Source organism: Microbacterium sp. 71-23, assembly GCF_001897265.1.
GTDB lineage: Bacteria > Actinomycetota > Actinomycetes > Actinomycetales > Microbacteriaceae > Microbacterium > Microbacterium ginsengisoli.
This window is the reverse complement of record NZ_MKSL01000008.1, coordinates 224952-239559: the sequence shown is the minus strand read 5'-3', so window position 1 is coordinate 239559 and position 14608 is coordinate 224952. Positions and strand designations below refer to the sequence as shown.

Below are 14608 nucleotides of genomic sequence, written 5' to 3'. Positions count from 1 at the left end.
CGCCCGCCGCGGCTGCCGCGGCTGGACCGCAGGAGAACGCGCCGGAACAGGACCACACGTGACGAAGCGTCCTGTGCACGAGAGTTCGCCTGTTCTCACGGCGAGGGTCGCGCGCGCCGCGGCCAGGGTCGCGGGCGCGGCACAGGCCACGACCACGGATGCCCCGGGGGTGCCGTGAGCCGCGACATCCCCGATGCCCTCTTCACCGCGTTCGACCGGTACGAGCGGGCGATCCTCGACAACGATCTCGCCGTGCTCGACGAGCTGTTCGCCCCCGGACCCGGCACCCTCCGCGGCGACGCGGCGGGCCTGCTCGTCGGTCACGACGCGATCAGCGCGTTCCGCGGGGTGCGGGGCGGGGTGCCGCCGCGCGAGATCGAGCGCATCGAGTACCGAGAGCTGGCGCCGGATGTCGCGCTGCTCGTGTCGATCTCGCGCTACCGCGGCGGCGGCACCGGCCTGCAGACGCAGATCTGGGAGCGCCTCGACGGCCGCTGGATGATCACCGCGGCCCATGTCACCCCGCGCGCGCAGGCGCTCGACCGGTCGGTGTGGCGCTCGGTCGGCGACCCGCTGCTGCAGGGCGCATGGGAGGGGCCGCTCGACGGTCTCACCGTCGCCGTCAAGGACCTCTTCGCCATCAAGGGCTATCGCATCGGTGCCGGCAACCCGACCTTCCTCGAGACGGCCCGCCCCGAGACGGCGAACGCCGCCGCCGTGTCGGAGCTGCTGCGCGGCGGGGCGTCGCTGCGGGGAATCGCCCGCACCGACGAGTTCGCCTATTCGATCGCCGGCGACAACGCCCATTACGGCACCCCGCCCAACGGCGCCCTCGCTGGTGCCCTGCCCGGCGGGTCGTCGAGCGGCCCGGCGACGGCCGTCGCCACCGGGCAGGCGTCGGTGGGGCTCGCGACCGACACGGCCGGCTCCATCCGTGTTCCCGCCTCCTACCAGGGGCTCTGGGGACTGCGCACGACCCACGGTCTCGTGCCGCGCCAGGGGCTGCTGCCCCTCGCCCAGTCGTTCGACACGATCGGCTGGCTCACCCGCGACGGCGACACCCTGCAGCGGGTCGTCGACTGGTCGCTGAGCTACGACGGGTCGACCTCGACCGAGAGCGTCTTCGGCGAGTCGGGCGCCGATCTGCCCGCCCGCCTGCTCGTGCCCGACGAGATCGTCGAGGCCGCCGAGCCCGAGACCCGTGCGGCCTTCGAGGCGCTGCTCGCCCGCATCGCCGGCCTCGATGACGCGCCGAGCCTTCGCCGGGTCAGCGTCGGATCCCTCGACGACTACCTGGCCGCGTTCCGCACCGTGCAGGGCGCCGAGGCCTGGCGCAACAACGCCGAGTGGGTGCGCGCGCACCCGACCGCGCTGGGCGCCGCCGTCGCCGAACGGTTCCGCATCGCGGCATCCGTCACCCGCGACGACGAGACCGCGGCACGCGCCGCCCTCGAGCCGCTCCGCGACCACGTGCAGAGTCTGGTACGCGACGCCGTGCTGGTGCTGCCGACCGTGCCCGGCCCCGCGCCCATGCGCACCTCCGACGGCGACCGCGTCGACGCGGTGCGCCAGGCGACCCTGCGCATGACCGCCCCCGCCGCCGTCGGCGGCGCGCCCGCGATCTCGGTGCCGCTGCTCACCGTGCCCTCGCAGCTCGGACCCGCCCCCGTCGGCGTCTGCTTCGTCTCCCGGCCGGGCACGGATGTCGCGCTGGTGCGCTTCGCGCGTCGTCTCGCCGCCGGCCTCGCCCTCCGAAAGGACCTCCCGTGACACTCCCCGGCCCGATCGACCCGCCCGCGCGCCTGCTGATGGGGCCCGGCCCCATCTCGGCGTACCCGAGCGTGCTGCGGGCCATGTCGGCGCCGCTCGTCGGGCAGTACGACCCGTTCATGACGCAGGCGATGGCCGAGACCCAACAGCTCTACCGCGAGGTCTGGGCGACAGGCAACGAGGCGACCCTGCTCATAGACGGCACCTCGCGTGCCGGCATCGAGGCGGCGATCGTCTCGCTCGTGCGCCCGGGCGACCGGGTGCTCGTGCCCGTGTTCGGGCGGTTCGGGCACCTGCTCGCCGAGATCGCCGAGCGTGCGCTCGCGGAGGTGCACACGATCGAGACCGCCTGGGGCCAGGTGTTCACCCCGTCGGCCATCGAAGAGGCCATCGTGCGGGTCAAGCCCACCCTGCTCGCCCTCGTGCAGGGCGACACCTCGACCACCATGAACCAGCCGCTCGACGAGATCGGCGCGATCTGCGCCCGCCACGGCGTGCTGTTCTACTCCGACGCGACCGCGTCGCTCGGCGGCAACCCGTTCGAGGCCGATGCCTGGGGGCTGGATGCCGCCACCGCCGGCCTGCAGAAGTGCCTCGGCGGTCCGTCCGGGTCGGCGCCGATCACGCTGTCGCCCCGCGCGGTCGAGGTGGTCCGCTCGCGCAGCCGCGTGGAGGCCGGCATCCGCGAGGAGGGGGATGCCGCGGCATCCGATTTCGTGCGCTCGAACTACTTCGATCTCGGCATGATCCTCGACTACTGGGGTCCGCGCCGGCTCAACCACCACACCGAGGCGACGAGCATGCTCTACGCCGCCCGCGAGTGCGCGCGCGTGCTGCTGGGCGAGGGCCGCGACGCGGTCATCGCGCGCCACCGGCTCGCGGGTGACGCCATGCTCGCCGGCGTCGAGGCGCTGGGGCTGACGGTCTTCGGCGACGTCGCCCACAAGATGGCGAACGTGGTCGCGGTGGAGATCCCCGAGGGGGTTCCGGGAGACGTCGCCCGCGCCGCGCTGCTCGACGACTTCGGCATCGAGATCGGCACGTCGTTCGGTCCGCTGCACGGTCGCGTGTGGCGCATCGGCACGATGGGCTACAACGCCCGCAAGGACGCCGTGCTCACCACCCTCGCGGCGCTCGAGAGCGTGCTGCGGCGCTTCGGCGCGGCCGTGCCCGTGGGCGGCGGTGTCGAGGCGGCGCGCGACGTGTTCGCGGGGGCGCCCGCGTGACGCTGCCGTCCCTCGGCTCGCCCGACCGCATCGCGGCCGCGGCGAGGCGCGTCATGAACCGCTGCGACGAGCTCGCCCGGGTCAGCGCCGCCGACCAGGGCATCGAGCGCGTCTACCTGTCGGCGGAGCACGCCCGAGTGAACCGTCTCGCCGCGGAGTGGATGCGCGAGCTCGGCATGCGCACCCGACAGGATGCCGCGGGCAACCAGCTCGGCCGCCTGGATGTGCTCGATCCGTCGGGCGCGGTGATCTCCGACGCTCCCGCGCTCCTCATCGGCTCGCATCTCGACACCGTGCCCGACGCGGGGCGCTACGACGGCATCGTGGGCGTGCTCATGGGCCTCGAGATCGTGCGTCTGCTGCGCGTGCCCGCGGGCGACAGCGACAGTGCATGGCGCTCGCCGTTCCCGTTCGCGATCGAGGTCGTCGCCTTCAGCGACGAGGAGGGCACCCGCTTCGGCAAGGCGCTCCTCGGGTCGTCGGCGGTCGCGGGACTGTGGAACGACGACTGGTGGGCGCTGACGGATGCCGCGGGCACCACTCTGCGCCAGGCCTTCCTCGAGTTCGGACTCGACCCCGGACGCATCGGTGAGGCCGCGCGACGCCCCGACAGCCTCGTGGGCTACCTCGAGGCGCACATCGAGCAAGGCCCGGAACTCGACCGGCGGGGGGAGGCCCTCGCCGTGGTGTCGTCGATCGCGTCGGCTCGCCGCTTCCAGCTCGTCGTCGAGGGCGAGGCCCGGCACGCGGGCGGAACTCCCTATGACATGCGCCGTGACGCCCTGCTCGGTGCGAGCGAGGCGGCGCTCGCTATCGAGCGCATCTGCCGCACCGAGCATCACATCATCGGCACGGTCGGCCAGTTCGAGGCCTTCCCCGGGGCGGTCAACATCGTCCCCGGCGAGACCCACTTCTCCCTTGACCTGCGCGGCGAGTTCGACGGCGAACGCGACCGCGTGTTCGACGAGATCTCCCGCGAGCTCGACGGCATCATGGGTCGCCGCGGCCTGCGATGGCGCTCACGCGAGGTGCACAACGCCGCCGCGGTCATGTGCGCGCCGCTGCTGCAGGACGTCGTGCGCGAGGGCATCGGCGCGACCGGCGCCCCCGGGGCATCCGATCCGGCGACGATCTTCTCGCGGGCAGGTCACGATGCGATGACGATCGGGGCGATCACCGACGTCGGAATGCTGTTCCTCCGCAACCCCGACGGCATCAGCCACCATCCCGATGAGGCGGTCAGCGCCGCCGACGTCGCCGCGGGCATCCGGGCGCTGGCAGAATCAGTGGTGCTCCTCGGCCACGAGCGCCACTGATCACCGACTCCGGTTCGAAGCGACGCGTAACGCCGCGGAAACATTCGAGCGGATGTTGATGAAATCTCCATCGCCTAGCGTCGAGTGAGTCGCCCCTTGCGCCGCTGCCTCGTCGTTCCCAGAGCACCCGGCGGGTACGTGAGAGACGAGTCCCGACCCGACGCACTCAGCATCTGGAGACACAGCATATGAACATCCGCACCTCGAAGCGCGCGCTGCGCGCGGCGGTCGCCCTTGCGGCGGTCGCCGTGTCGGCCGTCGCCCTGTCCGCCTGCTCGTCGAGCTCGTCGAGCACGACGGCCCCCACGTCGACCGGCGCCGCCTCGGTCGCCCCCGGCACCTACGGCGAGCTGAACCTGCAGCTGTCGTGGATCAAGAACGAGGAGTTCTCGGGCGAGTTCCTCGCCGACGCGAACGGCTACTTCACCGCCGCCGGCTTCTCGAAGGTCAACATGACCCCCGGCCCCTCGACCGGTGCGAGCGAGCTGCTCTCGGGCAAGGCCGATGTGGCCCTCTCCGACGCCGTCTCGATCGGTTCGGTCGTCGCCTCGGAGGGCGCGCCGCTGAAGATCATCGGCACGACCTACCAGAAGAACCCGTTCACGGTGCTCTCGCTGGCCGACAAGGGCAACATCACCAAGCCCTCGGACCTCAAGGGCAAGAAGATCGGCGTGCAGGACTCGAACAAGGCACTGTTCGACGCGTTCCTCGCAGCCAACGGCATGAGCGAGAGCGACCTGACCGTCGTGCCCGTGCAGTACGACCCGGCGCCGCTGCTCTCCGGTGAGATCGACGGCTACATCGCCTACCTCACGAACGAGTCGATCACCGTGGCCGCCAAGGGCTACAGCGTCGCGAACCTCCCGTTCGCCGACAACGGCCTGCCGTTCGTCGCCGAGACCATCACGACGACCGACGACCAGATCGCGAAGAACCGCGACAAGCTGAAGGCGTTCCTGAAGGCGGAGATCCAGGGCTGGTCCGACGCGGTCAACAACCCGCAGGCCGGCGCCGAGCTCGCCGTCAACACCTACGGCAAGGACCTCGGACTCGACCTGACCAACTCGATCGCCGGTGCGACCGAGCAGGCGCAGAAGCTCGTCGTCTCCGACGAGACCGCGCAGAACGGCCTGTTCACCATCTCGCAGACCCTGCAGGATGCAACCATCAAGTCGCTCTCGGGCGCCGGCATCACCCTGAAGGCCTCCGACCTGTTCGACATGTCGCTGCTCACCGAGGTCTACCAGGAGAACCCCGGCCTCGTGAAGTACGCCAAGTAATCAGCACCACCACACGGAGAAGAGCGTCGTGACGCAGCCCGCTGTCGTGACCGGTGCCCAGGACAACCTGGGCACCGGCCTTCAGATCACCGCACTGAACAAGGTCTTCACGACCGGCCGCAAGAACGTGGTCGCGCTGCAGGACGCCAACCTCCACACCGCACAGGGCACGTTCCTGTCGCTGCTCGGCCCGTCAGGATGCGGCAAGTCGACGATCTTGCGCATCCTGGCGGGGCTCGAGCAGCCCACCAGCGGAACCACTCGCGTCGACGGCAAGAGCCCCAAGGAGCTCCGCCGCGACCACAAGCTCGGCATCGCCTTCCAGGACTCGGCCCTCATGCCGTGGCGCAGCGTGCTGTCGAACATCCGCCTTCCGTTCGAGATCGCGGGACAGAAGGTCGACAACGACTACGTCACCGAGATGATCGAGCTCGTCGGTCTCAAGGGCTTCGAGAAGGCCAAGCCCGCGCAGCTGTCGGGCGGCATGCGCCAGCGCGTCTCGATCGCCCGCTCCCTCATCCTCAAGCCGCAGGTGCTGCTGTTCGACGAGCCGTTCGGCGCGCTCGACGACATGACCCGGCAGCGCCTGAACCTCGAGCTGCTGCGCATCTGGACCGAGAAGCCCGCGACGACCCTGCTCGTGACGCACGGCATCTCCGAGGCGATCTTCCTCTCCGACCAGGTCGCGGTCATGAGCCCGCGGCCCGGACGCATCAAGGAGGTCATGACGATCGACCTCCCCCGCCCGCGCACCCCCGAGATGATGCGCACCCCGGAGTTCCACGCCTACGTCGATCACGCGTCCGATCTGCTGTTCGGCGCGGGAGGCGCAGCCACCGATGACCACTGACTCCCCGACGAAGGGCCGCGGCGTCACGTTCGAGGACGTCCGTCTCCCGCCGTGGATGACGGGGCTCATCGGGGGCGTCGCCCTCGTGATCGTGTGGTGGATCGTCGGGCTCGCCTGGGTCACCCCGACCGGCCTGCGGCCGATCCCGACGCCGCTCGAGGTCGTCGTCACTATCGCGCAGACCGGGTGGGACTTCTACGCGAAGAACTTCGCCGTGACCCTCGCGGAAGCGGGCATCGGATACCTCTGGGGCAACGTGCTCGCGCTGCTCCTCGCGGCCGTCGTGCTCGTCGTCCCGCGCCTCGAGTCGGTCGCGATGCAGCTGGCGATCCTCACCTACTGCGTTCCGATCGTCGCGCTCGGCCAGATCGCCGTGGTGCTCATCGGCGCCCCGCCGATCGGGCAGCCCTCGGGCACCGCGATCTTCCTCGCCGCCCTCTCGGTCTTCTTCACGACCGTCGTCGGAGCGCTGCTCGGCCTCAAGTCGGCCGACAAGTCGAGCCTCGACGTGGTCACGGTCTACGGTGGGTCGAAGTTCACGCAGCTGGTGAAGGTGCGTCTCATCGCCGCCCTTCCCGCAATCCTCAACGCCCTGCAGATCGCCGTTCCGGCCGCGTTCCTCGGCGCCGTGCTCGGTGAGTTCTTCGGCAAGGTCGAAGTGGGCGTCGGTGTGATCATGGTCATCGCGCAGCAGCAGCTCAATGCGCCCCAGGTGTGGGCGATCGCGCTGCTGAGCGGTCTCGTGGCGATGCTCGGCTACGTGCTCGTCGGGTTCATCTCGCGGGCGATCGCGCCCTGGTCGAAGGGGCGCTCATGACGACGGCCGTCGCGGCATCCGAGTCCGCCACCGACCTCACCCGTACCCTGCGCGCCCAGGCGCGGCGCAGCGTGCTGCGCGCGCTGCTGTGGAGCGTCGTGAACTTCGTCGGCACCATCGTCGCGGTCATCGTGCTGTGGGCCGGCGCCCTGTCGCTGCTGAACGTCTCCAAGTTCGTCGCGAAGGGCCCGCTCGACGTCTGGAACTACCTGTTCGTGGTTCCCGCCGCGGCGACCAACCGCGACAAGATCTTCGCGACCATCGGCGAGACCCTCGCCCACTCGGTCGTCGGCTTCATCGCGGGCCTCCTCGTCGCCCTCGTCGGTGCCATGATCTTCCAGCTGAGCAAGGGCGCCGAGCACGCGCTCATGCCGATCGCCATGCTGCTGAGGTCGGTGCCGCTGGTCGCCATGGCACCCGTGATCATCCTCATCTTCGGTCGCGAGGTCTGGTCGATCGCGGTGATCGGCGGCATCGTGGTGCTCTTCCCGGCGCTCGTGAACATCTCGTTCGGCCTGAAATCCGCCGCACCGCAGATGAACGACCTCGTCACCGTCTACGGCGGCGGCTCGTTCGCGCGCCTCATGAAGGTCGCGATGCCCTCGTCGCTCCCGGCGTTCTTCGCGGCCGTGCGCATCTCCGTGCCCGGCGCCATCACGGGCGCACTGCTCGCCGAATGGCTGGCGGTCGGCGGCGGTGTCGGCGGCAGCATCGGCGGCTACCTGTCGCAGGCGCAGTACAACGCCGTCTGGGCGTCGATCGCCGGGGTCACCGCCGTCGCGCTCGTGCTCTACAACGTCATCCAGATCATCGAGAACGTGGTGCTGGCCAGGATGGGCATGCAGGGCCAGCGGGGCGTGTAGCGCGTGAGCGCCGAACCCGCGATCGTCGGGGGTGCCGCGGCATCCGATCTGCTTGCGGCGGGACTGCTCGGCGCGCACGTGCGCGGACTGCGCAAGGCCCGCGGGCTCACCCTCGTGCAGCTCGCGACCGCGACCGAGCTGTCGCATCCGTTCCTCAGCCAGCTGGAGCGCGGACTCGCCCAACCGAGCCTCGGATCACTGCGCCGCATCGCGGTGGCGCTCGGCACGAGCCCGCTCGAGCTGATCGCCGCGGCCGAGGCGCCGACTGCCGACGTGCCGGCGACCGAGGTGCACCGCGGCGCCGGCGGAGACCTCGAAGCCGACTTCGCCGTCGGGTCGGGGAGGCTGCTGGCCCACCCGGTGCGCCCGTTCCATCCGATGGTCTACGCGGCCGACAACACCGCTCCCGGCGACTACTTCGCCCACGCGGAGGACGAGTTCTCCTACGTGCTCGACGGACGTGTGTGCCTCGACCTCGACGGCGAGGTGACCGAGCTCGGCGTGGGCGACTCGTCGTACTACGCCGGCGGCGTCGCCCACCGCACGTGGTCGGCTGACGGCGCACCGTTCCGGCTGCTGATCGTCAAGCAGCGGCCGCCGCACTCCGCCGCGACCGACTGAGCGTCACCGGCTGCCCGCGTCACCGGCCTGCAGGGCCCGCCACACGCGGTCGCGCGAGAACGGCTGCTCGAACACGCGCACCCCGATCGCGCGGCTGATCGCGTTGCCGATCGCCGCCGACACGGGGTTGTAGGGCGACTCGCTCATCGACTTGGCGCCGAAGGGGCCGAGGTCGTCGTTCGTCGACGCGAACAGCACCTCGGTGTCGGGCACGTCGGCGGACTGCGGCACGCGGTAGGTGCGGAAGACCGGGTTGATCACCCGGCCGTCGTCGCCGATCATGACCTCCTCGTAGAGCGCGCTGCCGACCCCCTGGGCGACGCCGCCCTCGATCTGGCCGCGGCACTGCGCCGGGTTCATGACGAAGCCGGCGTCGGCCGACTGGATGTTCTGCAGGATGCGCACGGTGCCGGTCTCGGGGTCGACGGCCACCCGGGTCGCGTGCACGTTGAAGGCGAGCGAGCGCAGGTCGCCGTACTCGGCACCGTCGCCGACGAGCCCCTCCTCGGTGCGCTCCGCAGCGGGCGCCGCGGCCACGAGCTCGCCGAAGCCGACGATCCGCGCAGGGGTGCGCACCCCGTCGCCGGTCACCACGGCCGCCGACTCGTCGGTGCCTGTGAGCGCGGCGGCAGTGAGCCGCATTCGATCACGCAGCGTCAGGCATGCGGCATGCAGCGCCTTGCCGGTCACGGTGATGCCCGCCGACGCGAACGCGCCGGTGTCGTGCCGCACCTCGTCGGTGTCGGCGAAGCGGGCCTCGAGGCGGTCGAAGCCGACATCGAAGACGGATGCCGCGATCTGCCGCAGCACCGTGTGGGTGCCGTTGCCGAACTCCACCGTGCCGGCGCGCAGCACGTAGGTGCCGTCGGGCCGGAGCGTCGCCGTGGTGTGGGCGATGTGTCCGCGCGGGGCCATCGTGGCGATCATCGCCGCGGCCATCCCCTCGCCGACGAGCCAGCCGTCGGGAGCGTCGACGCCGTTGCCGCGCTCGAGGGCGCCCTGGGCGAGGTCGAGGCACTGGTCGAGGCCGTAGCTGCCCCAGACGAGGTCGGATTCGTACTCGTCCTGGTCGGGGTGCAGGTTGTCGCCCTCGACGACGGCGTTGCGGCGCCGCAGGTCGAACGGGTCGATGTCGAGACGTTCGGCGAGCATGTCCATCGCGGACTCCACCGCGAGCACGACCTGCCCGAGGCCGTAGCCGCGGAACGCCCCCGAGGGCACGTTGTTCGTGTAGACGACCTCGGCGTCGAGGCGACGCACCGGGGCGCGGTAGATCGTGGTCGACTCGGCGAGCGAGTGGAACATCACCCCGATGGCGTGGTTGCCGTAGGCGCCGGTGTCGCTCAGCAGGTCGATCTTCATCGCGGTGAGGGTGCCTGCGGCATCCGCCCCGAGGGTCACCGCCACCCGCATCGGATGCCGCACCGACGTGCGCTGGAACTCCTCGGCGCGGCTGAACTCGTAGGCGACCGGGCGGCCGGTGCGCAGCACGGCGAGCGCGACGAGGTCCTCGGCGAAGATCTCCTGCTTGCCGCCGAAGCCGCCGCCCACACGCGCCGTGTGCACGCGCACCCGGTCGGGGTCGAGGTCGAAGATGTGCGCGATCTCGTCGCGCGTGAGGAACGGCACCTGTGTGGACGAGCGGATGACGAGGCGGCCGTCGTCGTCGAGCCAGCCGACGCAGCCGTGGGTCTCGAGCTGCGCGTGCGAGACGCGCTGCGTGCGCCACGTGCCCGACACGGTGACGGCGCTCTCTGCGAGGGCCGCGTCGATGTCGCCGCCGTGCCCCTCGTGCAGCGACGCGATGACGTTGCGGTGGGGTTCGGCGACCCGGTCGGCGGGGGTGCGGTCGGCGTGCAGCAGCGGGGCGCCGGGTGCGCGGGCCGCCTCCGGGTCGAGCACCGCGGGGAGCACCTCGTAGTCGACCTCGATGAGACGGCAGGCCGCCTCGGCGGCGCCGGCGGTCTCGGCGACGACCGCCGCGACCCGCTGCCCGACGTGCCGCACGACGGTGTCGAGCAGCAGCGTGTCGTCGGGGTCGTCGGTGCGGTGCTCGTGACGGCCCGTCGAGTAGTGCACGGCGGGCGCGTCCTCGTGCGTGAAGACGGCCACGACCCCGGGCACCGCGCGGGCGGCGGCGGTGTCGATCGAGCGGATGCGCGCGTGCGCGTGCGGCGAGCCGATCACGCGCAGCACGAGCGATCCGGGCACAGGCTCGTCGAACGTGTACGGTTCGAGACCCTGCACCACGCGCCGGGCGGGCGCGGGGCGCACCGAGCGGCCGACGCCGTCCGCCCCCGCTGTCGGGGCGGGGGACGTGTCGGCGCCCGGGGCCGCACCGCCGCCCGCGTAGCCGGCCCCGGTCTCCCGCACCGGGCCGAGCACCGCCTCGTGGACGGCCTCGCGGATCGGCCGGTACCCGGTGCAGCGGCACAGGTTGCCCTTGAGGCGCCGGTCGAGGTCGTCGACGTCGTCGGCGTCGAAGGTCGACGCGGTCACGCTCATGCCGGGCGTGCAGAACCCGCACTGGAATCCGAAGTGCTCGACGAGCGCCTCCTGCACCGGATGCAGCTCGTCGCCGGGCGCGAGCCCCGCCGCCGTCGTGACCTCCCGCCCCTGGGCGCGGTGCGCCGGGGTGATGCACGAGTGCACAGGCGTGCCGTCGACGAGCACGGAGCAGGCGCCGCAGTCGCCGGCGTCGCATCCCTTCTTTACGCTCGTCGCGCCGGTCTCCCGCAGCAGCGTGCGCAGGCACTGTCCCGCCCGCGGCTCGGCGTCGCGCGGGGTGCCGTCGACGGTGAACCTCATGCGCCCGCCTCCAGCTCGATGCGGATGCGCTCCGCGAGCGCACGGCTCACGCCGCGGCGCCAGTCGGCCGGCCCGAGCGGGTCGGTGTAGTACGACGGCGCCGATTCGACCGCGGCGGCGAGGGCCGCGGCATCCGGCAGTGACGGGAACCGTCGCACGACCGGATGCAGCGTCGCCGCCGTGATCGCGAAGACGCTCGCGCCGTCGGGGTCGACGCGGCCGGTCACGACGGCACCCGAGCGCCCGAGCTCGGCGAGCGCGATCTTCTGCAGGCGCGCCCGGGAGCGCAGGGCGTACGCGGGGATCTCGATCGCCCGCAGCACCTCGCCGGCCGCGAGGGTGTTCTCGCCGTTGCCCGTGACGAGCTCGCTCACGGGCAGTCGCAGGTCGGTGCCGTCGGGGCGCCACACCCACGCGACGGCGTCGAGGGCGACAGCGAACGACACCATGCCGGCCGCGGCGAACGAGCGGCAGACGTTGCCGCCGACGGTCGCGGAGTTCCAGATCTTGAACGACGCGAGCAGCGCGTGTGCGCCGTCGGCGGCGAGGTGCGCGGCCGTCCAGTCGGCGGGCACGGGCTCGCTGCCCCGTCCCTCGGCCCACGCGACGAGGTGGGCGATCGGGCAGGTCGCGCCGATGCGCAGGCCGTCGGCGGAGATCTCGAGGAAGGGCCAGTCCATCGCGGTGATATCGACGAACCCGGATGTCTCGGGCTGCGGTTCGCTCATCAGCCACGTGCCGCCCGCGAAGATCACCTCGCCCGGCGCGAGGGCGAGGTCGCCGCGGGTGCGCGCGAGCCGATAGCTCTCGACCGTGTTGATGTCCACAACATTCCTCCGTGACCCAGCAAACCAAACCGCGGTTTCGCGGGTGTTTCGCGGGCCCGGGCGGTGCGCCCCAGCGCGCCCTACGCCCGGGCGGCGAGGTCCGCCGAGGCGCGGGCGACGGCCTCGGCGAGCACGGGCTCCTCGGCGGTCGCCAGGGCGCCGTCGACGACGACGTCGCGTCCGCCGACCCACAGGCGGGCGAGGGGCGGGAGCGCGCCGAGCCCGAGGGCGGCCACCGGGTCGAGGATGCCCGCGTGCTCCACCCCGTCGATGCGCCACACCGCGATGTCGGCGAGCTTGCCGGGCTCGAGCGAGCCCAGCTCGGCGTCGCGTCCGAGCACGCGGGCGCCGCCGATGGTCGCGATGCGCAGGCCGTCGCGCACCGAGAACGAGTCGGAGCCGGTACGCAGCCGGTTCATGAGCACGGCCTCGCGGATCTCGATGCCGAGCTGGCCCGATTCGTTCGACGCCGAGCCGTCGACGCCGAGCCCGACCGGAACCCCGGCGTGCAGCATGTCGTGCACGGGCGCGATGCCGGCGGCGAGCCGCGCGTTCGACGACGGGCAGTGCGCGACGCCGGTGCCGGTGGCCGCGTACCGTGCGATCGAGGGGGCGTCGAGGTGCACGGCGTGCGCCATCCACACGTCGTCGCCGAGCCAGCCGAGGCTGTCGAGGTAGTCGGTCGGGCTCATGCCGAACCGCTCCTGGCAGAAGGCGTCCTCCTCGACCGTCTCCGACGCGTGCGTGTGCAGCCGTACGTCGAGCGCGCGCGCGAGCACGGCGGCCTCGCGCAGCAGATCGGCGGTCACCGAGAACGGCGAGCAGGGCGCGATCGCGATGCGCACCGTCGACGAGAAGGACGCGTCGTGCCACCGCTCGACCGCCTGCTGCGACGCCGCGAGCGCGGCATCCGTCGTCTCGACCGCGAAGTCGGGCGGCAGTCCTCCCTGCGAGGCGCCGAGGTCCATCGACCCCCGCGTCGCGTGCAGACGCACGCCGATGCGGGATGCCGCGGCCACGAGCCCGCCCACGATGTCGCCGGATCCCTGCGGGAACACGTAGTGGTGATCGCCGACCGTGGTGCAGCCGGAGCGGGCGAGCACCGCCATGGCGCCGGCGGCGCCCGCCTCGACGAGGTCGGCGTCGATGCGCGCCCACAGCGGGTAGAGCGCCGTCAGCCAGTCGAACAGGATCGCATCCTGCGCGTAGCCGCGCGTGAGCCACTGGTAGAGGTGGTGGTGGGTGTTGACGAGTCCCGGGGTGACGAGGGTGCCGCGCGCGTCGATGATCTCGGCGCCGTCCCGCAGCTCGGCGGGGGCGGGGCCGTCGCCCACCGCGACGATCAGGTCGCCGTCGACGACCACGTGCCCGGCGCGGTGCTCGGTGCCCGCGGCATCCACCGTGGCGACGTAGGCGCCCTCGAGCACGCGACGCGCGGTCACAGCTGAAGCTCCACCGCGGTGTCGAGGGCGGCTTCGATCGAACGCATCCAGCCGTCCTTGAGGGCCGCGTTCGACTCGTCGTACAGCGACGCGCCCTCGACGAGGTTGCTCGAGCACGCGCACACCATGCCGGCGCGCAGCCCCCGCAGACGCGCGACGACGTAGAGAGCGGATGCCTCCATCTCGACGTTCAGGATGCCCATGCGGTTCAGCTCGCCGATCCATTCGGGCGTCTCGGCGTAGAACGCGTCGTCGCTCACGCTGATGCCGGTGTGCGAGCGCGTTCCGGCGGCTTCCGCGATGCGGCTGGCGTGGCGCGCCAGGGTCGTCGTGAGCTCGAGATCGGGCACCGCCGGGAAACCCTTCGGGAGGTAGGCGTCGGTGGTGCCGTCGTTGCGGAAGCTGCCTTCGCTCACGAGCAGGTCACCGGGGGCGATGCCGGGCTGCAGGCCCGCCGAGCTGCCCACACGGATGAACGAGCGCACCCCGACGCGCGCGAGCTCCTCGACGGCGATCGCGGTCGACGGGCAGCCCATGCCGGTGGAGGTCGCGGTGATGAGGCGCTCCTTGTACCAGCCGGTCATCGTGCGGTGCTCGCGGCGCCACGCGACCTCGCGCACGTCGGTGAGGAACTCCGCCACGAGGGGGACGCGGAACGGGTCACCGGGCAGCAGCGCGACCGAGGAGACCTCGCCCGGCTCGAGTCCGACGTGGTACTGGCGGGCGGTGAGCCCTGCCTGGGATTTGTCGACGACGGTGGACATGGGGGCGGCTCCTGGGGTGGATGG

The 14608-nt window shown here is 72.0% G+C and carries 12 protein-coding genes; 8 read left to right on the top strand and 4 right to left on the bottom strand.

Going from position 1 to position 14608, the window contains the following annotated elements; genetic code table 11:
* The first annotated feature begins 174 nt into the window (after positions 1-174).
* From BGO15_RS01210 to BGO15_RS01175, 8 genes are all read left to right on the top strand, one after another.
* Positions 175-1770 (top strand): AtzH-like domain-containing protein, encoded by a 1596-nt coding sequence (locus BGO15_RS01210; RefSeq protein WP_235557458.1) that lies wholly within the window; start codon positions 175-177, stop codon positions 1768-1770.
* A gap of 38 nt (positions 1771-1808) precedes the next feature.
* Positions 1809-2996 carry a pyridoxal-phosphate-dependent aminotransferase family protein gene (locus BGO15_RS01205; protein ID WP_082486394.1) on the top strand — a complete coding sequence of 396 codons (1188 nt, stop codon included), beginning with the start codon at positions 1809-1811 and terminating at the stop codon, positions 2994-2996.
* Entirely contained in the window at positions 2993-4312 is a 1320-nt protein-coding gene (locus BGO15_RS01200; protein ID WP_056206235.1) for an allantoate amidohydrolase, read from the top strand. Before BGO15_RS01205 ends, BGO15_RS01200 begins: the two co-directional genes overlap by 4 nt.
* A gap of 188 nt (positions 4313-4500) precedes the next feature.
* A complete protein-coding gene (locus BGO15_RS01195) occupies positions 4501-5592 on the top strand; it encodes an ABC transporter substrate-binding protein (RefSeq protein WP_045247993.1) in 1092 nt (363 codons plus the stop codon).
* 28 nt (positions 5593-5620) lie between these two features.
* Complete coding sequence (locus BGO15_RS01190; RefSeq protein WP_235557459.1) at positions 5621-6442, top strand: ABC transporter ATP-binding protein; 822 nt, start codon at positions 5621-5623, stop codon at positions 6440-6442.
* On the top strand, positions 6432-7259 hold the full coding sequence (locus tag BGO15_RS01185) for an ABC transporter permease (RefSeq protein WP_082482961.1): 828 nt from the start codon (positions 6432-6434) through the stop codon (positions 7257-7259). The genes BGO15_RS01190 and BGO15_RS01185 overlap by 11 nt, the downstream gene beginning before the upstream one ends.
* A complete protein-coding gene (locus BGO15_RS01180; protein ID WP_045247995.1) occupies positions 7256-8122 on the top strand; it encodes an ABC transporter permease in 867 nt (288 codons plus the stop codon). Before BGO15_RS01185 ends, BGO15_RS01180 begins: the two co-directional genes overlap by 4 nt.
* A 3-nt stretch (positions 8123-8125) precedes the next feature.
* A complete protein-coding gene (locus BGO15_RS01175) occupies positions 8126-8743 on the top strand; it encodes an XRE family transcriptional regulator (protein WP_235557460.1) in 618 nt (205 codons plus the stop codon).
* 3 nt (positions 8744-8746) lie between these two features.
* Here BGO15_RS01175 and BGO15_RS01170 read toward each other — a convergent pair whose 3' ends face one another.
* From BGO15_RS01170 to BGO15_RS01155, 4 genes are all read right to left on the bottom strand, one after another.
* Entirely contained in the window at positions 8747-11551 is a 2805-nt protein-coding gene (locus BGO15_RS01170; RefSeq protein ID WP_056519687.1) for a molybdopterin-dependent oxidoreductase, read from the bottom strand.
* Positions 11548-12378 (bottom strand): FAD binding domain-containing protein, encoded by an 831-nt coding sequence (locus tag BGO15_RS01165; RefSeq protein WP_056206238.1) that lies wholly within the window; start codon positions 12376-12378, stop codon positions 11548-11550. Before BGO15_RS01165 ends, BGO15_RS01170 begins: the two co-directional genes overlap by 4 nt.
* Positions 12379-12458: 80 nt before the next feature.
* Positions 12459-13820: an 8-oxoguanine deaminase gene (locus BGO15_RS01160; protein WP_056206240.1), complete on the bottom strand. Its 1362-nt coding sequence runs from the start codon at positions 13818-13820 to the stop codon at positions 12459-12461.
* The gene (locus BGO15_RS01155; protein ID WP_056206242.1) at positions 13817-14584 is read right to left on the bottom strand and encodes a nucleoside phosphorylase; all 768 of its coding nucleotides are present in this window, start codon (positions 14582-14584) and stop codon (positions 13817-13819) included. The genes BGO15_RS01160 and BGO15_RS01155 overlap by 4 nt, the downstream gene beginning before the upstream one ends.
* Positions 14585-14608: the final 24 nt, after the last annotated feature.